This window comes from Micromonospora sp. NPDC048887, from assembly GCF_040649715.1.
Classification (GTDB): Bacteria; Actinomycetota; Actinomycetes; order Mycobacteriales; family Micromonosporaceae; genus Micromonospora.
In genome coordinates this window covers 213254-234378 of the sequence record NZ_JBEZGA010000007.1, presented here as the reverse complement: position 1 = coordinate 234378, position 21125 = coordinate 213254, and the positions used below count along the sequence as shown (strand labels likewise).

Below are 21125 nucleotides of genomic sequence, written 5' to 3'. Positions count from 1 at the left end.
ATCGCTCCTGGCGGGGCGGGAAACCGCCGCCCCTCCCTGGCCGCCCACCGTCCCTGGAGGACAGAATGCGCACGTCCACCATGCGAATCGCCGCCGGTCTCGCCGCCGCGGCCCTGACCGTCCCGCTGCTCGCCATGCCCGCCGCCGCCGAGCCGGCGACGATCCCGAACCCCGACACGGGCCTGGTCTTCTACTCCAGCAATCCGCTCGCCGTGGTCGCCCGGCAGGCCGCGCCGGACGGCCTCTGCCGCCCCTTCCCGGCGGACTCCGACTGGTTGCTGGCCTGGAGCGGAGGCTTCCAGAACGTCATCGGCTACAAATCCGCCGACTGCGGCGGCGAGGGGTACGGGCTCGGCCTCTTCCGGGGCTGGACGACGCGCGGCACCTTCGGCTCGTACCGGACGCTCTGAGCGACCCCCGCGACGCCGGTCCGCGGCACGCGAGCGTGGCGTGCCGCGGACCCCTCGCGTCAGAGGTCTTGCATAGCAAGGTATCTTGCGAAGCATGGACGGTGCACGCGAGCGGATCACCACGAACATCCGCAAGGGCGTGCTGGAGTTCTGCGTGCTCGCCCTGCTCGCGCGGCGCGACATGTACGGCCTGGAACTGGCCGAGTGGCTCGCCGTCCGTGGCCTGACCGCGAGCGAGGGCAGCCTGTACCCGCTGCTCGCCAGGATGCGGCAGGCGGGCACCGTGGAGACCCGGTGGGTGGCGCCCGAGCAGGGGCACGCCCGGCGGTACTACACGATCACCGATCAGGGGCGGGCGCACCTGCGGTTGTTCGCGGGGGTGTGGCGGGAGATCCAGCCGCACGTCGACGAGTTGATGGCGGAGGAGACATGAGCGACGACGGCCTCCCGGAGGCGGCGGAGACCTATCTGCGGGCCCTCGACGCGGAGTTGTCCGAGGTCCCGCCGGGCGCGGCGGGCGCGGCGGGCGAGATCGTCGCGGACGTCCGCGCGCACATCGCCGACGCGCTGGACGGTGGACGCGACATCGCCGAGATCCTCGCCGGTCTCGGCGAGCCGCACGAGGTGGCGGGCCAGGCGCGGGAGGAGCTGGGCCTGCCGGTCCAGGACGGCGCGGAGCGGGCCGCCCGGATGCTGTCAGTGGTAGCGGTGGCGGCCGGTGTGCTGATCGCCGTGTGCGTGAGCTTCCTGCTGCCGACCACCGTGCCGGTGGACCCGCTCGGCGCCGACTCCGGCGAGCAGGGCCTCGTCCGCCGGTTCGGCCCCGGCATCGCGATGCTCACGGTGCTGCCGGCGCTCCTCGCGGCCGCGCCGCTGGTGCTGCCCGACCGGGTCCGCGGCGCGGCCCGGTTCGCCGGCGCGGCGGTGCTGGCGCTGTTCGCCTGCGCGTCCGGCGAGATCGGCCTGTACTACTTCCCGCTCGCGCTGGTGGCCGGTGCGGCGGCGCTGGTGCCGTGGGCGTTGCGGCGCGGAGCCGGTGGACGGTGGTGGCACTACCTGACCGGCGGGTTCGTGGCGATGCCCGGCGTGCTCGTGGCGGTCGCGTCGGCGGGCGGCTCGGTCGGCGTCGGCTGGGTGGGCGCGGCGCTGTGGATCGCCGCACCACTCGCCGTCGGCGCGCTGTGCGCGTACGGCATGCGGGCCGGTTACGCGGTGACCGCGGTGGCCGGGGCACTCGTGATGACCCTCGCGATGGCCGAGCGCGGCTTCCTGTTCGCCGCGTTCTGGCTGTTCGGCGGGCTCTACCTGGCGATCGGCGCGAGCGGGTACGCCGCGTCGCGGGCCGCCGCGGCCGACCCGGCCGGGACGCCGGATCCGCCGGTACGACCGCGACCCGCGCCGGCCCCGGCGCCTGACCGCCGGCCGTGGCGCCACGGCCGGCCCTAGCCGGCGGCTGCCTGTGCCTCCGCGTCGTGGGCGGCCATCTGCTCCTGGCGTCCGGGCTCCTCGCGCAGGATCGCGGCGTGCAGCCACGCGTCCGGGATGGCGAAACCGTCCACCAGCGTGCGCATGTACGGCCGCAGTTCCTTGAGCAGCCCGTTCACCACGCTGGTGATCGTCTTGGACCGGGCCGGGGTGAGCCGGCCGTGCTCCAGCAGCCAGCCCTTGTTCGCCTCGATGACGCTCAGCGCGTACAGGTCGCAGACCCGGGACAGCAGCTCCTTGACCGCCGGGTCGGCGGTGGCGTCGATGCCGGCGACGAACGCCTCCAGGGTCACCCGGTCGACGTGCGCGGCGGCGACGGCGAGGACGTGGTCCTGCACGTCGTTGAAGATGTCGAAGGGACGGTCCTTCTTCGTCGACGCGCCGCCGCGCAGCCGGCGGACCGCGCTGTCCAGCAGGTGCTCCTCGCGGTCCTCGAACACCTTGAGCTGCCAGCCCCGGTCGGTGACCGCGACCTCGTCGTCGCGGCCCGGCACGGCGCCGACCAGCCGCGCGATGAGCGCCCGCGCGGCGGTGCGCTCCAGCACCATCTCGCGTACCTGCTCGGCGACGAAGGAGGCGCGTCCCCAGCCGTCCAGCGAGCCGAACTCGTCCCGGTAGCCGGTCAGCAGCCCCTTGGCGACCAGCTGGAGCAGCACCGTGTTGTCGCCCTCGAACGTGGTGAACACGTCGGTGTCGGCCTTCAGGCTGGGCAGCCGGTTCTCCGACAGGTATCCGGCGCCGCCGCACGCCTCCCGGCACGTCTGGATGGTGCGCGTCGCGTGCCAGGTCTGCGCCGCCTTGAGCCCGGCGGCCCGGGACTCCAGCTCCCGCTGCCGGTGCTCGTCGACCGGCCCGTCGCCGCCCTGGATCTCGTCGAGCGCGGCGACCAGCTCGGTCTGGGCGAAGTGCAGCGCGTACGTGGTGGCGAGCGCGGGCAGCAGCTTGCGCTGGTGGGCCAGGTAGTCGTTGAGCAGCACCTCGCGGTCGCCGTCGCCGTCGCTGAACTGGCGGCGGATGTCGCCGTAGCGCACCGCGATGGCGAGCGCCGCCTTGGTGGCCGCCGACGCGGCGCCGCCCACGCTGACCCGGCCCCGCACCAGCGTGCCGAGCATGGTGAAGAAGCGGCGCGAGTCGTTCTCGATCGCGCTGGAGTACGTCCCGTCCTCGGCCACCTGCGCGTACCGGTCCAGCAGCATCTCCCGGGGCACCCGGACGTGGTCGAAGCTGAGCCGCCCGTTGTCCACGCCGAGCAGCCCGGCCTTGGGGCCGGCGTCGCCGATGCTCACGCCGGGCATCGGGTTGCCGTGCTCGTCGCGGATCGGCACCAGCCACGCGTGCACCCCGTGGCGGTGCCCGCCGCTGATCAGCTGGGCGAAGACCACGGCCATCCGCCCGTCCCGCGCGGCGTTGCCGATGTAGTCCTTGCGCGCCGCCTCGTGCGGCGTGTGCAGGTCGAAGGTCTGCGTCAGCGGGTCGTACACGCAGGTCGTGCGCAGCTGCTGCACGTCCGAGCCGTGACCGGTCTCGGTCATCGCGAAGCACCCGAAGAGACGGCCCTCGACGATGTCCCGGAGGTAGGCGTCGTGGTGGCGCTTGGTGCCGAGGGCGGCGACCGCGCCGCCGAACAGGCCCCACTGCACGCCGGCCTTCACCATGAGTGACAGGTCGACCTGCGCCAGCATCTCGGTGGCGACGATCGAGGCGCCGATGTCGGACCGGCCGCCGTACTCGGCCGGGAAGCCCGCGGCGATGCCCAGCTCGACCGGGAGTTCGCCGAGCAGCCGGGTGATCCGCTCCCGCGCCTGGTCGCCGGTCTCGCCGTAGACCGGCAGGAAGCGCTCGTCGAGGTGTTTGCGGTGGGCCTGGCGGACCTCGGACCACGGTCCGTCGAGCGTCTCCTGGAGGCGGGCGATGTCGATTCGGCCGGACGCGTGATCGAGCATGGTCGCTCCTCTGGGGCAGCGGACATTTGGGTGCACTCTCGGCCTGATCAACATTACCGGCGGTCACCGGACCCCGCTGGCGGAGGCCGTGGTGAGCCGTGCCACCCGCCTCGGTCGCTTCCGGGGCTGAGGTTAGGCTGTCCTCACTTCGAGCACTGGAGGCGTCCCCTCGTGTCCCCGCAACCCGCCGGCCGCGCCGTCACGGCCCGGTACGTGCTCCGTCAGGCGTTGCGCCGTCAGCGGCGTCCGGTGCTGATCGGCGTGACGCTGCTCGGCCTGCACCAGGTCGCCGAGGCGCTCGTGCCGGTGGCGATCGGCGTCATCATCGACCGGGCCGTGGTGACCGGCGACCCGTGGGCGCTGGCGTACTCGGTCGCCGGCCTCGCCACCCTGTTCGCCGTGCTCGCGTTCGCCTACCGCAACGGCGCCCGCCAGGCGTTCGCGGCGGTGGAGCGGGAGGCGCACCTGCTGCGGGTGGAGATCGCCGAGCGTGCGCTCGACCCGCGCGGGCACCGTTCCGGCCTGCGCGACGGCGAACTGCTCTCCGTCGCCGCCTCCGACGCCGAACTCTCCGCGTACGTGGTGCGGGTGGCCGGGTTCGGTGTCGCGGCGGTGACCGCGCTGACCGTCGCGGCGACCGCGCTGCTGGTCATCGACATCCCCCTCGGGCTCGGCGTGCTCGTCGGCGTGCCGGTGCTGGTCCTGGTGCTGCAACGGATGGCGCCGCTGCTGTCCCGGCGCAGCGCCTCCCAGCAGGAGGCGCTCGCGGAGACCACCGCGCTCGCCGTGGACCTCGTCTCCGGCCTGCGTGTGCTGCGCGGCATCGGCGCCCAGCACCACGCCGCCGGCCGGTACGCCGCCGCCAGCCGCAACGCCCTCGCCGTGACGCTGCGCGCCGCGAACACCAAGGGACTGCACCTCGGGCTGACCACCGCCGCCAACGGCCTGTTCCTCGCGGCGGTGGCCGGGGTGGCCGGCTGGCTCGCCCTGCGCGGGCGGCTCACCATCGGCGAGCTGGTCACAGTGGTCGGGCTCGCGCAGTTCGTCGCCGAGCCGGTGCAGACCATGGGCTACTGCGTGCAACTGTTCGCGATGGCCCGCGCCTCGGCCGCCCGGGTGGCGCGCGTGCTCGGCGCCGAACCGCTGACCCGGCCCGGCGACGCCGCGGCGCCGCCGTACACGGACGGGCCACGGCTCGCCCTCGACGACGTCGGGCACGCCGGGCTGGACGGGGTGAGCCTGCGCGTCGGCCCCGGCGAGATGGTCGGTGTGCTCGCGTACGACCCGGCCGACGCCGAGGCGCTGGTGGCGCTGCTGTCCGGGCGGGTGCCGCCGGACCAGCGCCGGGGCGCCGTACGCGTCGACGGCGTGCCCGCCGACGAGCTGCACGTCGACGCGCTGCGCGGCACGGTGCTCGTCGAGCCGCACGACGTGACGCTGTTCGAGGGCACGGTGGCGGCCAACCTCGCCGCCGGAGCCCGGAGCGAGGAGGCGAAGCTGCACGCCGCCGTCCGGGCCGCGGCGGCGCAGGACGTGGTGGACGCGCACCCCGGCGGCCTGGAGCACCGGCTCGTCGAGCGGGGCGCGAACCTCTCCGGCGGGCAGCGCCAGCGGCTCGGGCTGGCGCGGGCGCTGCACGCCGACCCGCCGGTGCTGGTGCTGCACGACCCCACCACCGCCGTCGACGCGGCCACCGAGGCGCAGCTCGCCGACGGACTGGCGCGGGCGCGCCGGGCGGCGCCCCGGGGCACGGTGCTGGTCACCAGCAGCCCGGCCCTGCTGCGGATCACCGACCGGGTGGTGGTGATCGCCGACGGCCGGGTGACCGCCGAGGGACCGCACGAGCGCCTGCTCGCCGAGGACACCCGCTACCGCGAGGAGACACTGCGGTGACCGCCGACCCGCGTACCCCCGGCCGGACGTTGCTGCCTGTCGCGTCCGCCCGGCAGACCTGGACCACGCTCGCCGCCCGGTTCCGCGAACGGCCGGGCCTCAGCGCCGCGGCCGCGACGGTGCTCGTCGTCGCCGCCGCGGGTGGCCTGGTCGCCCCCTGGGTGCTCGGCCGCCTGGTCGACGACGTCATCGCCGACGCCCCGGCCTCCCGGGTCGCCGGCCGGGTGGCGGTGATCGCCGCCGCCGCGGTGCTCACCGGCCTGCTCACGGCACTCGGCGCCGCGCTCGCGTCCCGGCTCGGCGAGACGGTGCTGGCCCGGCTGCGTGAGCGCGTCCTCGACCGGGCGCTGCACCTGCCGTCCGCGACACTGGAGCGGGCCGGCACGGGCGACCTGCTGGCCCGCGTCGGCGACGACGTGGCGGTGGTGACGAACGTGATCGCGGTGAGCGGCCCCGCGTTCGTCGGCGCGCTGCTGTCCGTGGTGCTCACCGTGTTCGGGCTGGTCGCGCTGGACTGGCGGCTCGGCCTCGCCGGGCTGGTCGCCGCGCCCGCGTACGCGCTGGCGCTGCGCTGGTACCTGCGGCGCTCGGCGCCGCACTACGCCCGGGAGCGGATCGCCACCGGCGAGCGGACGCAGGCGATGGCCGGCGCGCTGCGCGGCGCGGCGACGGTGCGCGCGTACCGGACCGAGGACGCGCACGTGGCCGCGATCGCCGAGCGTTCCGGCGTGGCGCGGGACCTGTCGCTGGAGATCTTCAACCTGCACACCCGCTTCGGGCTGCGGATCAACAGGTCGGAGTTCCTCGGCCTGGCCGCGGTGCTGGTGGCCGGGTTCTTCCTGGTCCGCGACGACCTGGTCACCGTCGGCGCGGCGACCACCGCCGCGCTGTACTTCCACCGCCTGTTCAACCCGATCGGCCTGCTGCTGATGGAGTCCGACTCGGTGTTGCAGGCCGGCGCGAGCCTCGCCCGGCTGGTCGGCGTGGCCGAGCTGCCCGACACCGCGCCACCCGCCGCGTCCGGCCCACCCACCGCGTCCGGCCCGGCCGCCCGGCCCGCCGGCCCGCGCGGCGCGGCGGCGCTGGACGTCACGGTGCGCCGGCACCACTACGACGACGGCCCGCTGGTGCTGGCCGACGTCGAGCTGCGCCTGGCGCCGGGGGAGCGGGTCGCGCTCGTCGGTGCCAGCGGCGCCGGCAAGAGCACGCTCGCCGGCATCGCCGCCGGGATCATCGCGCCCACCGACGGATCGGTACGCCTGGACGGCGTGCCGCTGACCGGGACGGGCGAGGCCACCACCCGCCGCGACGTGGCGCTGGTCAGCCAGGAGGTGCACGTCTTCGCCGGTGCGCTCGCCGAGGACCTGCGCCTGGCCGCCCCGGACGCGACCGACGCCGAGCTGCTCGACGCGCTGGACCGGGTCGGCGCCACCACCTGGCTGCGTACCCTGCCGGACGGGCTGGCGACGGCGGTGGGCGAGGGCGGTCACCGGCTCACCGCCGCGCAGGCCCAGCAGGTCGCCCTGGCCCGGCTGGTGCTGACCGCGCCCGCCGTGGCCGTGCTGGACGAGGCGACCGCCGAGGCCGGCAGCGCCGGAGCCCGCGACCTGGACCGGGCGGCCCTCGCGGCCACGCGGGGGCGGACCACGCTGATCGTGGCGCACCGGCTCAGCCAGGCGGTCGGCGCGGACCGGATCGTCGTGCTCGACCACGGCCGGATCGTGGAGCAGGGCACGCACGACGAGCTGCTCGCCGCCGACGGCCGGTACGGGCACCTGTGGCGCTCCTGGCGCGTCCCGGTATGATCACCGACCGCTCCACGGCCCAGGCGAGGTGCCCATGACCGACCTGCCGACCCGCTTCGTGCTCTTCCCGGGGCGGCACCACCTGCTGACCCGGTTCCAGGCCGACTACCTGAGCCGGCTCGCCGGTGACGAGGCCACAGTGGTCTGGGCGGTGACGTCGGCCAACCACGAGAACACCCGTCGCAATCCCGTCGCGTACCACAGGCGGGAGGCCGCGATCGAGCGGTTCAGCGTGCTGACCGGGCTGCGCTCGCTGGCCGTGCCGATCTTCGACACCGCGTACACGGACGCGTTCGCGGAGGTGACGCTCAAGAGCATCGCGGTGGCCACCGGCATCGACCTCGTCCCGGCCGACACGGTGGTGGCCTGCTCCACCCCGGAGGTCGCCGAGCTGTACGAGCGGCTCGGCTTCCCGATCGCGCCGGTCGAGGCCGACCCGGACCTGCCGGAGACGCCCGAACGGCCGTGGGACGTGCTGCTGCGCCTGGCCGCCGGCGACGAGACCTGGCGTACGCTCACCCACCCGGCGACGATCGACGTGTTCGAGCGCTACCGGCTGGTCGAGGCGATCCGGTCGGTGGTGAACGACCCGCTGGTCGGGGACGAGGGCGGCCTCACCGTGACCCGCGACTACCGGACGTACGTGGAGGCGTTCGCCTCGGCCGCGCACCGCAAGTGGGACTCGGTGCGCCGGTACGTGCAGCCCGGCCGCATCGTGGACATCGGCTGCGGCGCGGGCTCGGTGCTGGAGCTGGCCGACCGGGAGGCCGCGCTGCGGGAGAGCGACCTGATCGGCGTGGAGGTGGCCCGCCACCTCTACCAGGAGTGCCTGCACAAGAAGGCGCAGGGCGTGTTCCGCAACGCCAACGTCTACTTCTTCCAGCGCAACGTGCTCGGCGGCGCGGTGTTCAAGGACCGCTCGGTGGACACCACGCTCACCTTCGCGCTCACCCACGAGATCTGGTCGTACGGGCGGCAGCGGGAGTCGCTGCTGGAGTTCGCCCGCCGCATCCACGACCACACCGCACCCGGCGGCGTGTGGATCAACAGCGACGTGTGCGGACCCGACGACGGCGGCCGGCCGGTGATCCTGCGGCTCGCCACCGACGACGGGGACAACCCGGCGACACCCCGCCGTGATCTTGCCGACCTGTCCTCGGCCGAGGTCAGGCGGTACGTCTCCGGACTGTCGACGCGGGCGCGGCTGGACCAGTTCGCCGTGGACTTCGCGTTCGGCCTCGCCTACGAGCCGCTGGCCGGCGGCGCGGTCCGCATCGCCCTGGGCGCGGCGATGGACTACCTGACCCGCAAGGACTACACCGACAACTGGCTGTCGGAGACGAGGGAGCAGTTCTGCGGCCTCAGCTTCGCCGACTGGACCGACCTGCTCACCGAGGTTGGCTTCGAGATCGGCCCGGCCTCGGCCCCGGTCCGCAACGACTGGGTGCTCGACAATCGGATCGCGCCGGTCGCGTCGCTGACCGACCTGGACGGCCGGCCGCTGGACTGGCCGACCACCCACGTCCTCACCGTCGCCCACCGCCCGCGCAACGCCTGATCACCGGCGTCGCCGGAGCCGGCCGTGGTGCGGCCGGGCCGGCGGGCGCCGGGGTACTGGTGCTCTGCGGTCCCCGGCTCAGCGGACCTTCTTCGTCGGCCGTTTGCGAGGCGGCGTCAACAACTCGGCGATCGCCGAGATCGCGGACGGGACCAGGCGGTAGTACGCCCACACACCCCGCTTCTCCCGCTCGATCAGGCCCGCCTCGGTGAGGATCCGGAGGTGATGGCTGACCGTCGGCTGGGAGAGACCGAGCGGCGCGGTGAGGTCGCTGACGGACGCCTCGCCGTCCGGAGCGGATTGGATCAGGCTGAGCAGGCGTAGCCGGGCCGGGTCGGCGAACGCCTTCAGCACTCCCGCGAGCCGTTCGGCGTCGGCGCGCTTGATCGGCTCACCGGCGAGCGGCGAGATGGCAGGGGTGGCAGTCTTCGCAGTTCCCACGCCTGCATCGTTGCACCAACTCCGGCCGCGTGCCGGTGCAACCAGGACCGGACCACCGTCAGTGCGACGCCGGCGGGTGACCGTACGGGCGGTGTCAGGCATCGGGGCGCAGCTCGGCGAGCAACCGTTCCACCCTGGTGCGGATCTCGTCCCGGATGGGACGCACCGCGTCGACGCCCTTGCCCGCGGGGTCGTCGAGCTTCCAGTCCTCGTACCGCTTGCCGGGGAAGACGGGGCAGGCGTCACCGCAGCCCATGGTGACGATGACGTCCGAGGACTCCGCCGTCTCGTACCGGAGGAGCCGGGGGGTCTGACCGGTGATGTCGATGCCGACCTCCCGCATGGCCTCGACGGCGGCAGGGTTGACCCGGTCGGCGGGTGCGCTGCCGGCGGACCGGACCTCGACGGTGTCGCCGGCGAGGTGGCGCAGCCACCCGGCGGCCATCTGGGATCGGCCGGCGTTGTGCACGCAGACGAACAGGACGCTGGGCTTGCCGCTCATCGGGCCTCCGTATGTCATGGCCGGGTTCCCGGCGTGGCGAACAGGCGGGCGCGGGCCCACAGCGACACGTAGACCAGGCCGACGAGAACCGGGACCTCGATCAGCGGGCCGACGACACCGGCGAGAGCCTGGCCGGAGGCGATCCCGAAGGTGCCGATCGCGACCGCGATGGCCAGTTCGAAGTTGTTGCCCGCGGCGGTGAACGCCAGCGTGGTGGTGCGTTCGTAGTTCAGGCCGATGGCCCGGCCGAGCAGGTAGGAGCCGGCCCACATGAGGGCGAAGTAGGCCAGCAGCGGCAGGGCGATGCGGGCCACGTCGACCGGCCGGTCGGTGATGGCCTCGCCCTGCAGAGCGAACAGAACGACGATGGTGAACAGCAGCCCGTACAGTGCGACGGGCCCGACCCGGGGCAGGAATCGCCGCTCGTACCAGTCGCGGCCCCTGGCGCGCTCGCCGAGGCGGCGGGAGAGATAGCCGGCGAGCAGTGGGATGCCGAGGAAGACGAGCACGTTGCCGGCGATGTCCCAGCCGGAGACCTCCAGCGCGGCGCCGTCCAGACCGAGCCAGCCCGGCAGCACGGACAGGTAGAACCAGCCGAGCAGGCCGAAGGCGAGGACCTGGAACACCGAGTTGATGGCCACGAGGACCGCTGCCGCCTCCCGGTCGCCGCAGGCCAGGTCATTCCAGATGATGACCATCGCGATGCAGCGGGCCAGGCCGACGATGATCAGACCGGTGCGGTACTCCGGCTGGTCGGCCAGGAACACCCAGGCCAAGGCGAACATGAGTGCGGGACCGACGATCCAGTTGAGGATCAGCGACGAGACCAGGAGACGCCGGTCGCCGGTGACGGTGTCGAGGCGGTCGTAGCGGACCTTGGCCAGCACCGGATACATCATGATCAGCAGGCCGAGGGCGATGGGCAGGGAGATGCCGCCGACCTTGACGGCGTCGAGAGCGTCGTCCAGGCCGGGAACGATCCGGCCGAGCAGCAGGCCGGCGACCATGGCCAGGCCGATCCAGACCGGCAGTAACCGGTCCAGGCGCGACAGGCGTGCCGCCACCGGCGGGGCGTGGCCGGCCCCGGTGAGGGTGCTCATGGGTACTCCTGTGGGTGTCGGCGCCACAGCGGCTACCGCTGCGCCGCGGCGGCCGGATCGATCGACAGCAGGCCGGCGAGCTGGCGCAGGATCTGCGGTCGTGGGCGGTAGTAGACCCAGGTGCCCCGCCGCTCGGCGTCGACCAGGCCCGCCTCGCGCAACGTCCGGAGATGGTGGGAGATCGTCGGCCCGGTCAGGTCGAACGCCGGTGTCAGGTCGCACACGCACACCTCGCCGGCCTCGGCGGAGGCGATCATCGACATCAGCTGCAGCCGGACCGGGTCGCCGAGGGCCTTGAAGGCGGGTGCGAGGACCGCAGCCGTCTCGGCCGGGACCCGGCGCTGCGCCAGTGAGGGGCAGCACGACGGGTCGGCGTCGAGGTCGACGAGGGGGATCGGCGCCTGCTGATTCGACATGCCTCTAGGTTGACAGGTATCTAATCAACGTGCAAGCCCCCGGCCGTGCCCCGCCGCCTCGCCGTCACCGTCACACACGGCGTCCGCTAGCGGGCGAGCAGCGTCCGCAGCGCCTCGGCCAGGCCGGTGCCCGAGGTGACCGGGCGGGCGAAGGGTAGCCGGGTGTCGGCGTGACCGTCCGGCCGCTCCGCGCGCAGCACGATGCCGCCGGTGTCGAGCGCGACCGGGACGATCCGGGTCGCGCCGGTGCTGACGGCGGGGTCGACGAGCGCGGCGAGCCGGTCGAGGACGTCGCCGTGGCAGCGGGCCAGGTGCGCGAGGTGGGCGGCCTCGTCGACGGCGATCGGGTCCGGCCGGGCGGCGAGGTACGCGCCGGGGTCCACCACGACGGGAGCGGCGGCCCGGTCGAGGACGATCTCGTCCGGCTCGATCGCCCACAACGCCACCGGGGGCAGGTCGAGCAGCGACATGACGGTGACCGGATCGCAGGCGTCGAGGACTGCCGGGTCGAAGCGGCGGACGGTGCCGAGGACCCGCAGCCGGGCCCGCACCCGGGAGCGTACGGCGACCGGGGCGAGGTCGGTCACGTCGAGGCGTACCGCGCCGCCGTGGCCGCGCGCGGCGACCAGCAGGCCACCGGTGCGGCTCATCGCGTCGACAGCCAGGACGATCGTGCCGTCGGGGAGGACGACGTGGGCGCGGAGGAGATCGGCTGTGGTGTCGCCGAGCGTGAGCCGCAGCGAGGAGGCGGCGCTCAGCACGCACCGGGCGGCGACGGCGTCGCGAGGCGTGGCGGTGACCGCCGACGGCCCCACGATGAGCGGGGCGACGCCGGCCGGCAGGGCCGGGCGCCCGGCGGGGTGCAACGCCATGTCTGTCTCCTCGGCCGGGAAGGGTGATGTCGGCCCAGGTCAGACGGTAGTAGGTAAGGCTTACCTGTGCAACGGCGGGTCGAGTGCCGCACGTGCGGGACGGGTCACGACGGTGACCGTCGTGACCCGTCCGAGCGCGGTGTCCGGATTCGTCAGGCGGGCTGGTAGGTCAGGCAGTCGCTGACCGTGGCGCCCGGCCCGACCGTGATCGACTCGGCCGTGCACGCGAGGTTGGCGTTGAACACGCACTCGGCCCGCGCGCACGCGCCCACCGCGCCGGTGACCTCAGCGATCCCGCCGCTGAGCGACGACTCGACGAAGGTCGCGCAGGAGGCCGCGTCGGCGGACGCCGCGACGGTGATCGCGGGAGCGTGACAGCCGTTGTCGTTGAAGCTGCACGCGGTGGCGGCGCACTCACGTACCGGCGGAGACTGCAACAGCGTCTTCATGGTGCCTCCAAGTCATGCGGGCCGGCGGAACGGAAAGGCCGGCCTCGTGGTGCTCGAACGCCATCTGGTATTTGCCGAGCGGCCGGTTCGCAAACCCGTCGGCCGCCAGTTCGGATCATGCTCACCCTAACAACAGAATACGGGGCCGGTGGCGGTTAACCGCCGTTTCCGTGTGGTGTCCGGGCTCGGCGAAGATGAGCCTTGCCTTCGTTAGGGAAGGCTTTGTTTCCTCGCGCGTGCCTGCCCTTTACCGATCCGCTCCCGGCCTGGTCAGGTGCGCCGGAATCGGCACCCGGTGCCGGCGCGGAATCGCCCGGGATCGGAAAGCGGAACTGCGCGGCCCGCCGGTCAGCGGGCCCGGGACGGAGGCAGTTCCGGGGCGTTCGGCACACCGATGCCGTGGTCGCGCGCCCGGGCTATCGCCTCGGCGCGGCTGCCGAGGCGGAGTTTCACCAGAATGGCGGAGACGTTGTTGCGCACCGTCTTGGCGCTCAGCCCGAGCCGGTGTGCGATGAGCGGGTTCGACAGGCCCCGGGCGAGCAGGTCCAGCACCTCACGTTCCCGTTCGGTCAGCTCTGGGAACGGGCCGTCGGCGCGGGCGCCCAGCAGGGCGGCCGCGCGGTCGGCGAGCGGACCGCCGAGGACCAGATCCCCGCCGGCCACGCCCCTGATGCCCCGTTCCACGTCCGCGGCCGACGCACCCTTGAGCACGTAACCACGCGCTCCGGCACGTACCGCGGCGACGAGTGAGGCGTCGTCGTTGAGCATGGTCACCACCAGCACCCGGACCTCCGGATGCGCCCGGCTCAGCGCGCGGGTGGCCTCGATCCCGGATCCCTGACCGAGATGCAGGTCCATCAGCACCACGTCGGGCCGGGCCCGGTCGACGAGCGTCCCGGCCCCGGTCGCGTCGGCGGCCTCGCCGACGCACTCGATGCCGTCGAGGGTGTCCAGCAGCGCGCTCATGCCGAGCCGGAAGACCGGGTGGTCGTCCACCACGACGACGCGGATCGGGCGGTCGGTCACCGGCGCTCCAGGGGGACGGTCAGGCAGACGGTGGTGCCACGGGAGGCGGCCGGTCCGACGGTCAGCGTCGCGCCGACCGCCTGTGCGCGTTCCCGCATGGCGTGCAGGCCCACGCCCGGGCGGACCGGCCCGGCGGCCACCCCCCGGCCCTCGTCGGTGACGGTGACCCGGAGCAGATCCGGCCGCCGGTCCAGCGACACGGTGCAGGTGTCCACACCGGCGTGCCGGTGCACGTTGCGCACCGCCTCGGCGGTGACGCCGTACGCGGCGGTGGCGACCGGCTCCGGCAGCGGGTCCAGCGAGGCGGGAGCCCGCATCACGATCCGCAGCCCGGCCCGCGCGTACTGCGCGCGCAGCACGTCCAGGGCGGGGCGCAGCCCGCCGTCGGCGAGCACCGGAGGCAGCAGTCCGTGTGCCATCTCCCGCACCTCCGCCGCCCGGGCGGTCAGCTCCTCGGTCAACCGGTCCAGCAGCTCCTCGGCCCGGTCCGGGTCGCGGCGCAGCAGGTTGCGGGTGGCCGCCAGGCCCAGTCCGATGCCGCTGAGCGCCGGCCCGAGGCCGTCGTGCAGGTCCCGGCGCAGGGAGCGGCGCTCCTCGTCGCGTACCTCCGCCAGCCGTTGCCGCGACCGGGCCAGATCCCGGTTGGTGCCGACCAGCTCCACCATCGCGGCGACCACCGGGGCGAGCACGGCGAGCGCCTCGCCGGCCCGCTCGTCGAGCAGCTCGCCGGGCCGGGGCCAGGCGTGCAGGTGGCCGACGAGCCGGTCGCCCCGCAGCAGCGGCACGGTGACCGGCGGGCCGCCCTCACGCGGCGGCGGCTGCGCCTCGTCCTCGGTGATCAGCACGTCGGCCAGCCGTAGCGCGGTGGCCACCGCCGCGCCGATGTCGCTCGTGCTGCCGCCGCTGCGCACCACCCGGTGCAGCAGGAGTTCGGGCGCCTCACCGTGCACGAGGCCGTCCACCCGTCGCTGCACGAGCGCGCGGACCGGCTGGAACGCGGCCGCGATCGCGCCGGTGACCAGCAGCTGCGGCAGCGGCACGGCCCGCGGCAGCAGCCGGTCGAGCAACGCGACCGCCACGCAGTAGGCGGCGATCACCATGGCGGTCATCAGGTACCAGACCAGGGTGCGCCGCACGGCCAGCCGCATTCCCCACAACTGCTGGCGCAGCACCACCACTGCCACCGCGGCGGGGAAGAACGCCTGGGAGGCGAGCATCAGCAGCGCGGGCGCGGTCGGCGGCGCCACCGCCGGCGGCAGGAGCGTGGTCAGGAAGGCCAGGGTGAGCAGCGCGCTGCCCGCGGTCACCCAGCCGAGGCCGTTGCGCCGTGTGGGCTCCCCGCGCCGCCACCGCCACGCGACGCCGGCGGCGGCCAGCACGCCGAGCACGACCAGCGCGTACGGCAGCACGGGCGACAGCTGTCGCAGCAGCGCGGCGCGTGCCTCGCGCAGTTCCGGCGTCAGCGGCACCACGCCCACCGGAGGCGGCGCGGTGACGAGGACGGCCACCGTCAGCGCCACGTACCCGAGGCCGGCCGCGACGGCGATCCGCTCGAGCCGGCCGGGTGGCCGCTCCGGCAGCAGCCAGGGCATGACCACGACGAGCGAGTAGAGGCCCGGCACCCAGGCCCAGTGGTGCAGGGCGGTCAACAGCGCGGGCCCGCCGACGGCGAGCTGCCACTGGCCGCAGCACGCGGCGAGCGCGCCGCCGAGCGCCGTCGCGGTGGCGATCCACCCCGGAAGCCGGCCGCCGCTGCGCCGGCGACTCAGGATCAGCCACGCCACCGCGCCGTAGACGACGCCGTCGAGCAGGTCGACGAGCGAGTAGAGCTGCGTGGCGGTGAACGAGGGAGTCGCCACCGCCCAGCCGGCGACCGCGCCGAGGGTGAGCACGCCGGTGGCGGCGAGGACCGCCCAGGCCACCGCCCTCCGGGTACGGAAGTCGTCACGCATATCGGGTCCACTGTGTCAGGACGCACGGCGCCGGGGACCACCTGAACGGCGTGAGCCGGATGGCGGGCCGGGCGGGGGTGTCCCGGCGGCCGGGGGCGGATGTCCCGGCCGGGACGGGACCGGGGATCGGCCGTGCGGCGTGGTGGCGGCGTCCCGGGCCGGACGGGATCGGCGTCCCTGGCGGACCGGGACGCCTCGCCGCTTGACTGCCCGGCATGACCGAAACCACGCCGGACCACATCCCGGCCCACGTCAAGAATTCCTACGTCAACTGCTCCGAGTACACCCGGGCGCCCCGGCTCACCCCGCCGCCCACCGACGGCCGCGTCGACGCCGTGGTGCTGGCACTACGGCCGTCCGCGCCGGCCGCTCCGTCCGCCGAGGCCACCCGGTGACCGTGGCCGCCGCGCCGGGCCTGCTCCCCGTCTGGCGGGAGTGGCTCGCCGAGAACCTGGCGATGGGAGTCGCCGCCGGGCAGGCCCGGGCGGCGGCCGTGGCCGGCGGCGCGGACGCCGACGCCGTCGACGCCGAGCTGGCGGCGCTCGCCGACCATCCGTACTTCGCCGTCTGCCGGCGGCTCGCGCTGCGCTACGACTGGATGGAGTCGGTGCTGGACACCTACCGGGTGCTGCGCGACGACGACGGGGGCCGCGTCCTGGAGCGCCGGGCCGACATCACCGCCGAGGAGTTCTTCGGCCGTTACTACTACGGCAACCGGCCGGTCGTGCTCGACGGCCTGATGGCGGACTGGCCGGCGCTGGACTGGACACTGGACCGGATGGCTCGGAGCTGCCCGGACGCGGTCGTCGAGGTGATGACCGGCCGGGAGGCGAACCCCGACCACGCCTGGCAGTACGACAGGCACCGCACCACCATGGCCTTCGTCGACTACCTGGCGATGCTCGGCTCCGGCGCGCGGACGAACGACTACTACATGGTGCCCCGCAACGAGAACTGGAACGGGGCGCTGCGGGCGCTCGCCGCCGACGTGCGGCCGCCCGCGCACCTCGTCGACCCGGCCGGCGGCGGCCACCTGCTGCTGGGACCGGCGGGCACCGTGACGCCGCTGCACGTGGACAACAGCACGGTGCTGCTCTGCCAGGTGCTCGGCCGCAAGCACGTCCGGCTGGTGCCGTCGTACCAGCGGCATCTGGTCCACCCCCGCGGCGGGACGTTCAGCGCGGTGGACGCGGCGCGGCCGGACCTCGACCGGCATCCCCGGTACGCCGAGGCGACGGTGCTGGAGACCGTGCTCGAACCGGGGCAGATGCTGCTGGTGCCGGTCGGGTGGTGGCACTGGGTGCACGCGCTCGATCTCAGCGCCACCGTCACGTTCCACCACTTCCGGGTGCCCGGCCAGAATCACCGGATGGCCACGCCGCCGGCGGCCCGCGCCGACGGGTGAGGACCGGGGGCGTGCCGGCCGGGCTCCCCGCGTACTCGACGGGACCGGCCGGTGCTCGCGGAGGACGACGCGCGGCAGGAGGCAGGATGGCACCCGGACGGCTGCCGGCCGGACGGAGGTGGAGGTGGCGTGGTCGCGGGATGGCACGGCTGGTTCGGCACGATCACCGGGGTCGTGCTCGTCACGGTGGCCGCGTTGCCGGCCGCCGCGCTCGCCGTGTGGCTCCTGGCCCGCCGGCGCGGCGCCGGGGCGGCGGTGTGGCGCAGGTCGGTGGCCGAGGTGGGCATCGTCTACGGGACCGCGCCCTGGGTCTGGATGATCATGCTGCCGGGGGAGCGGGCCGGTGCCGTCCCCGGCCGGGTGAGCCTGGTGCCGCTGCGGGACCTGCTCACCGTCCTCGCGAGCGGGCCGCTGACGGTGACGGTCCAGATCGTCGGCAACCTGCTGGTCTTCGCGGCGCTCGGGTTCTTCGCCCCGCTGCGGTTCGCGGCGCTGGCATCGGTGCCGCGGATCCTGGCGCTCGCCGCCGGCTGCTCGGTAGTGGTCGAGGTGGCGCAGTACGTCCTGCGGCTGGACCGGGTCTCCTCGGTCGACGACGTCCTGCTCAACGCCGCCGGGGCCGGGCTGGCCGCGCTGGCGTCACGCCGCTGGTGGCGGGAGCCGGCCGAGGCGCCGGCCGCGATCGGCGCCGGTCCGCCGATCGGCTCACGGTCCGGGTAGTACGACGGCACGATGGGCCGGGCCTGCCGGCCCGGCCCATCGCGGCGCACGCGTCAGGTCGACGCACTCACCGTCCGGTCAGCTCAGCTTCTTCGCCGAAGCGGTGGTGGCGCCGTCGTGCTCGTACGAGACGAGCAGCGAGGTGCCGGCCGGAAGCGACCCGCTCACCGGCAGGACGAGCGTGCCGTCCTTGCGCAGGTCGGCCTTGGCCTGCGCCACGACCCGGGTGCCGTCCCAGATGAAGGCCCGGGCGGTGCCCGCCTTCTTCACCTGGAGCTGGACCGACACCTTGTTCGCGGTGTGGGTGACCTTCTTGATCTTCACGGTGTCGTCCGGCAGCTTGGCGTAGCCGCCGGGCGCCACCCCGTCCGAGACGGACTGCAGGAGGGTCTGCGGCGAGTCGACACTCAGCGCCGCGGTGTCCGGCATGATCGGAGCCTTCGGCGCCGACGGCTTCGCCGCCAGGTCCGGCAGCGTCGCGTTGCCCCAGCGCCACGGGTCGGCCCGTACGCCGCTCCAGGTCGACCAGCCGACCCGGGTCTGCGCGGTCAGGTCCTGCGTGTCCGAGTCGTTGACCAGGATGTTCAGGCCCATCCGGTTCGGGTCGATGGTGTCCGGCAGCACGCTGAACGGGATCTTGACCTCGATCCGGTACCCCGTGTACGGGTTGCTGGTCACGACGGAGGCGATCTCCACACCCGGCGCGGTCTCCGGGCCGCCCTGGTGGTTGTCCCGCTCCCGGGCGAAGCACGGCGGGTTCCCGTTGGCCGGGTCGTTCGTGGCCGGGAAGAGCGCCATGTTGAACACGGTGGAGGTGTTCGCCGAGTTGCCGCGCGGGTCGATGCCGAACTCGATGTTGTCGTTACGCCGCGGACGCTTGCAGTCCTCCGGCGGCAGGACGGTGCCGAGCACGTCGTCGGTGATGGTGAAGAGGGCGTACAGGGCGTCGTCGGTGTGGGTCAGCTGGGCGGTGCCGGAGATGTCCGACGCCGGGGCGGCGGTGCCCTCCCAGCGGGTGGAGATGTCGATGACCTCGCCGGTGTACTCGTGGTCGTGGGCGTGCCCGTCCACAGTCGGCGCGGTGGTGGCCTTCGGGATCGTGGTGACCGGGACCAGGTTGAACGCGCCGGGCTCGCTGGCGCTGCCCCCGGTGTAGCTGGTCTCGATCTGCACCCGGTAGGCGCCGTTGTCCGGCGCCCGGTTGGCCGTCGGCAGCGACGTGTCGGTGTTGGTGACGGTGAACGTCACCGAGGTGCTGGCGCCCGGCTGCAGCCCGCTGTACGGCACCTGCTGCTCGGCCACCGAGAAGCCGGCGGGGACGTTCAGCTTGACCGCGCCGGACTCGACGCGGGTGCCGTGGTTGGTCAGGTTGACCTTGACGCTGCGGGTGCCACCGCTGGGGATGTTCAGCAGGGACTCGATGAGCGCGTCGAGCTGCTGGGTCTTGTTCCGCACGGCCCATGCGCGGAAGTCGGCGATCTCCTCCAGCGGCTCCAGCGTGCCGCGCACCGGCGCGGTGCCCTGAACCCGGGCGCTGCTGGTGCCGCTGCCGTCCTTCTTGCTGGTCAGCGTGGCGTCGAGCTTGAAGCGGGTGCCCACCTCGACCTGCGCGGGCGGCGTGACGGTGAAGGTCTTCACGACCTGCTTACGCGGGGTCAGCGTGCCGACCTCGCCGTTGCCGCTGACCGTCCAGCCGGCCGGCGCGTTCAGGGTGACCTTGGCGCCCGGGATGGCCTTCTCGGCGTACAGGACGGTGTCCACCTTGATGGGCTGGCCCGCGACGGCCTCCCAGGTGCGCGGACGCACGTGGACCTCGGTGCCCAGCGGCAGGCCGCCCGGGGCGCGCACGGTGGCGCCCTGGAGCGCGCCCGTGCCGGCGCCGACGTTCGGGTCCGGGTACGGGGTGCGGGTGTCGATCAGCGTCAGCCGGTTGCAGCCGATGGCGTCGGGGTTGGTGGTCGGGAAGGAGCTGTTGCCCCAGCCCTGCGACACGTACTCCCGGCGGGCCCAGGTCTGGACCGTGTTCCACCGGTTGCCGTCGTGGCGCGCCGACTCGTAGCCCTGCCAGGTGCCGAAGACGACGTTGCTGGCCTCGGCCGGCGTGAACGTGGTCTCGCAGGCGGGGCCGTTGCTGGCGGTGCCGCTGCCGCCGGTCTGGAAGATGCGGGAGACCCGCCAGGGCGCGAGGCCCTCCTTCTTGATCTGGTCCGGGAACGCCTTCGGGTCGGCCGCCGCGTAGAAGGCCTCCACGGCCAGCATGGCCGCCTTCTGGTGGTTGCCGTGGTTGCCCTGCGTCGCCGACGGGTTCATCGTGAGGATGACCTCGGGCTTGGTGGTCCGCAGGACCCGCACGATCCGGGACAGCGTCTCCTGGTGGCCCCAGACCTCCTCGGTCAGCGGGGCGCTGGCGGTGTACCAGAAGTCGAGCGCGTCCAGGTTGTAGATGTGCTCGACGCCGGCCCAGCCGACGGCCTTGCGCTCCTCGGCCTCCCGCAGGATGCCGAGCTCCGGGCCCTCTTCGAGACCGGTGGCGTTGCCGCCGCCCTCGCCGCGGGTGGTGGTGATGACGCCCGCCTTCATGCCGTGATACTCGTTCCAGTATCCGAGCATGCCGAGCTGGCCGGCCTCGTCGTCCGGGTGGGCGCCGATGAACATGATGTCCAGGTCGACGGGCTTGTCGGACTTCTTCGGTGCTGCGTTCTGGGGGTTGGCCTGGGCCGGAGTGGCCAGGCCCAACGACAGCAGACCGCACATGGCGATCGCCGCGCTGGTGCGCCATCTCATGGGCATACCTCTTCGTCTCGAAGCGGGAGTGCTGCGGCTGGGGGACGGTCACGGACCCGGCGCGGGCCGGCTGACCCGGTGGCTCGCGTCGGGCCGTGACACGGACAGCTGTCCACTGAGGACAACGCGTCCTCACTGGTCGTGGTGCTCGACAACGGGATGGTGGTTACGCGCACCGTCACGGCGTGAGCGGTGCAGACGGTGGGAACGGGTCGATCCACCGGAAGGCCTTCGGGCCGTAACCTAGGGATCTTGCGGAGGCGTCGTCAATAGCCCTCGCCGACTTTCTTCCTTATTCGAAGAAACGATCCACGCAGCTCAGCGGTCTGCGTGTCGAAGCGGCGGCAGGCGCGGGAAATACTTT

General features: G+C 73.8%; 19 protein-coding genes. 9 read left to right on the top strand and 10 right to left on the bottom strand.

Annotation, left to right across the window (positions count from 1 at the left end; translation table 11 throughout):
- Nucleotides 1-65 precede the first annotated feature (65 nt).
- The 3 genes from AB0C17_RS14290 to AB0C17_RS14280 all read left to right on the top strand — a co-directional run bounded on the left by AB0C17_RS14290 (nucleotide 66) and on the right by AB0C17_RS14280 (nucleotide 1856).
- A complete protein-coding gene (locus AB0C17_RS14290; RefSeq protein WP_357478776.1) occupies nucleotides 66-410 on the top strand; it encodes a hypothetical protein in 345 nt (114 codons plus the stop codon).
- A gap of 94 nt (nucleotides 411-504) precedes the next feature.
- Nucleotides 505-843 (top strand): PadR family transcriptional regulator, encoded by a 339-nt coding sequence (locus AB0C17_RS14285; RefSeq protein ID WP_357390918.1) that lies wholly within the window; start codon nucleotides 505-507, stop codon nucleotides 841-843.
- Nucleotides 840-1856 (top strand): hypothetical protein, encoded by a 1017-nt coding sequence (locus tag AB0C17_RS14280; RefSeq protein WP_357478773.1) that lies wholly within the window; start codon nucleotides 840-842, stop codon nucleotides 1854-1856. Before AB0C17_RS14285 ends, AB0C17_RS14280 begins: the two co-directional genes overlap by 4 nt.
- Here the strand turns inward: AB0C17_RS14280 and AB0C17_RS14275 are convergent.
- The gene (locus AB0C17_RS14275; protein ID WP_357390914.1) at nucleotides 1853-3838 is read right to left on the bottom strand and encodes an acyl-CoA dehydrogenase; all 1986 of its coding nucleotides are present in this window, start codon (nucleotides 3836-3838) and stop codon (nucleotides 1853-1855) included. The two genes, AB0C17_RS14280 and AB0C17_RS14275, sit on opposite strands and share 4 nt — an antisense overlap.
- A gap of 171 nt (nucleotides 3839-4009) precedes the next feature.
- Here AB0C17_RS14275 and AB0C17_RS14270 point away from each other — a divergent pair, with 171 nt between their 5' ends.
- From AB0C17_RS14270 to AB0C17_RS14260, 3 genes are read left to right on the top strand one after another with little or no spacing between them, the layout of a single operon-like run.
- Nucleotides 4010-5731 carry an ABC transporter ATP-binding protein gene (locus AB0C17_RS14270; protein WP_357478770.1) on the top strand — a complete coding sequence of 574 codons (1722 nt, stop codon included), beginning with the start codon at nucleotides 4010-4012 and terminating at the stop codon, nucleotides 5729-5731.
- Nucleotides 5728-7536 (top strand): ABC transporter ATP-binding protein, encoded by a 1809-nt coding sequence (locus tag AB0C17_RS14265; protein WP_357478767.1) that lies wholly within the window; start codon nucleotides 5728-5730, stop codon nucleotides 7534-7536. The genes AB0C17_RS14270 and AB0C17_RS14265 overlap by 4 nt, the downstream gene beginning before the upstream one ends.
- A gap of 34 nt (nucleotides 7537-7570) precedes the next feature.
- Nucleotides 7571-9094: a class I SAM-dependent methyltransferase gene (locus tag AB0C17_RS14260; RefSeq protein WP_357478764.1), complete on the top strand. Its 1524-nt coding sequence runs from the start codon at nucleotides 7571-7573 to the stop codon at nucleotides 9092-9094.
- 78 nt (nucleotides 9095-9172) lie between these two features.
- Here the strand turns inward: AB0C17_RS14260 and AB0C17_RS14255 are convergent, their stop codons facing one another.
- From AB0C17_RS14255 to AB0C17_RS14220, 8 genes are all read right to left on the bottom strand, one after another.
- Complete coding sequence (locus AB0C17_RS14255; protein ID WP_357382801.1) at nucleotides 9173-9535, bottom strand: metalloregulator ArsR/SmtB family transcription factor; 363 nt, start codon at nucleotides 9533-9535, stop codon at nucleotides 9173-9175.
- Nucleotides 9536-9629: 94 nt separating this feature from the next.
- Entirely contained in the window at nucleotides 9630-10037 is a 408-nt protein-coding gene (locus tag AB0C17_RS14250) for an arsenate reductase ArsC (RefSeq protein WP_357382803.1), read from the bottom strand.
- Nucleotides 10038-10051: 14 nt separating this feature from the next.
- Nucleotides 10052-11137 (bottom strand): ACR3 family arsenite efflux transporter, encoded by a 1086-nt coding sequence (arsB, locus tag AB0C17_RS14245; RefSeq protein ID WP_357478761.1) that lies wholly within the window; start codon nucleotides 11135-11137, stop codon nucleotides 10052-10054.
- Nucleotides 11138-11169: 32 nt separating this feature from the next.
- Nucleotides 11170-11553, bottom strand: coding sequence for a metalloregulator ArsR/SmtB family transcription factor (locus AB0C17_RS14240; RefSeq protein ID WP_357478758.1), 384 nt, complete (start codon nucleotides 11551-11553; stop codon nucleotides 11170-11172).
- 86 nt (nucleotides 11554-11639) lie between these two features.
- The gene (locus AB0C17_RS14235; RefSeq protein ID WP_357478755.1) at nucleotides 11640-12425 is read right to left on the bottom strand and encodes a DUF2470 domain-containing protein; all 786 of its coding nucleotides are present in this window, start codon (nucleotides 12423-12425) and stop codon (nucleotides 11640-11642) included.
- Between the two features lie 152 nt (nucleotides 12426-12577).
- Nucleotides 12578-12874, bottom strand: a complete 297-nt coding sequence (locus AB0C17_RS14230) for a DUF1540 domain-containing protein (RefSeq protein WP_357478752.1) — start codon at nucleotides 12872-12874, stop codon at nucleotides 12578-12580.
- Nucleotides 12875-13222: 348 nt separating this feature from the next.
- Nucleotides 13223-13900, bottom strand: a complete 678-nt coding sequence (locus tag AB0C17_RS14225; protein ID WP_357382813.1) for a response regulator transcription factor — start codon at nucleotides 13898-13900, stop codon at nucleotides 13223-13225.
- A complete protein-coding gene (locus AB0C17_RS14220) occupies nucleotides 13897-15852 on the bottom strand; it encodes a sensor histidine kinase (protein ID WP_357478749.1) in 1956 nt (651 codons plus the stop codon). The genes AB0C17_RS14225 and AB0C17_RS14220 overlap by 4 nt, the downstream gene beginning before the upstream one ends.
- Before the next feature lie 215 nt (nucleotides 15853-16067).
- On the opposite strand from AB0C17_RS14220, the gene AB0C17_RS14215 reads away from it, so the two are divergent.
- From AB0C17_RS14215 to AB0C17_RS14205, 3 genes are all read left to right on the top strand, one after another.
- Nucleotides 16068-16247, top strand: coding sequence for a hypothetical protein (locus tag AB0C17_RS14215; RefSeq protein WP_357478746.1), 180 nt, complete (start codon nucleotides 16068-16070; stop codon nucleotides 16245-16247).
- Nucleotides 16244-17257: a cupin-like domain-containing protein gene (locus tag AB0C17_RS14210; RefSeq protein ID WP_357478743.1), complete on the top strand. Its 1014-nt coding sequence runs from the start codon at nucleotides 16244-16246 to the stop codon at nucleotides 17255-17257. Before AB0C17_RS14215 ends, AB0C17_RS14210 begins: the two co-directional genes overlap by 4 nt.
- A gap of 129 nt (nucleotides 17258-17386) precedes the next feature.
- Nucleotides 17387-17977 (top strand): VanZ family protein, encoded by a 591-nt coding sequence (locus AB0C17_RS14205; RefSeq protein WP_357382821.1) that lies wholly within the window; start codon nucleotides 17387-17389, stop codon nucleotides 17975-17977.
- Between the two features lie 78 nt (nucleotides 17978-18055).
- Here AB0C17_RS14205 and AB0C17_RS14200 read toward each other — a convergent pair whose 3' ends face one another.
- On the bottom strand, nucleotides 18056-20761 hold the full coding sequence (locus AB0C17_RS14200) for a sugar-binding protein (RefSeq protein WP_357478740.1): 2706 nt from the start codon (nucleotides 20759-20761) through the stop codon (nucleotides 18056-18058).
- Between the last annotated feature and the right edge of the window lie 364 nt (nucleotides 20762-21125).

Bases quoted from the DNA above. Each gene is read 5' to 3' on its own strand.
- AB0C17_RS14275 (WP_357390914.1), bottom strand. From the start codon at position 3,838: ATGCTCGATCACGCGTCCGGCCGAATCGACATCGCCCGCCTCCAGGAG.
- AB0C17_RS14230 (WP_357478752.1), bottom strand. From the start codon at position 12,874: ATGAAGACGCTGTTGCAGTCTCCGCCGGTACGTGAGTGCGCCGCCACC.
- AB0C17_RS14285 (WP_357390918.1), top strand. From the start codon at position 505: ATGGACGGTGCACGCGAGCGGATCACCACGAACATCCGCAAGGGCGTG.
- AB0C17_RS14220 (WP_357478749.1), bottom strand. From the start codon at position 15,852: ATGCGTGACGACTTCCGTACCCGGAGGGCGGTGGCCTGGGCGGTCCTC.
- AB0C17_RS14235 (WP_357478755.1), bottom strand. From the start codon at position 12,425: ATGGCGTTGCACCCCGCCGGGCGCCCGGCCCTGCCGGCCGGCGTCGCC.
- AB0C17_RS14290 (WP_357478776.1), top strand. From the start codon at position 66: ATGCGCACGTCCACCATGCGAATCGCCGCCGGTCTCGCCGCCGCGGCC.
- AB0C17_RS14200 (WP_357478740.1), bottom strand. From the start codon at position 20,761: ATGAGATGGCGCACCAGCGCGGCGATCGCCATGTGCGGTCTGCTGTCG.
- AB0C17_RS14250 (WP_357382803.1), bottom strand. From the start codon at position 10,037: ATGAGCGGCAAGCCCAGCGTCCTGTTCGTCTGCGTGCACAACGCCGGC.
- AB0C17_RS14280 (WP_357478773.1), top strand. From the start codon at position 840: ATGAGCGACGACGGCCTCCCGGAGGCGGCGGAGACCTATCTGCGGGCC.
- AB0C17_RS14215 (WP_357478746.1), top strand. From the start codon at position 16,068: ATGACCGAAACCACGCCGGACCACATCCCGGCCCACGTCAAGAATTCC.
- AB0C17_RS14240 (WP_357478758.1), bottom strand. From the start codon at position 11,553: ATGTCGAATCAGCAGGCGCCGATCCCCCTCGTCGACCTCGACGCCGAC.
- AB0C17_RS14260 (WP_357478764.1), top strand. From the start codon at position 7,571: ATGACCGACCTGCCGACCCGCTTCGTGCTCTTCCCGGGGCGGCACCAC.
- arsB (WP_357478761.1), bottom strand. From the start codon at position 11,137: ATGAGCACCCTCACCGGGGCCGGCCACGCCCCGCCGGTGGCGGCACGC.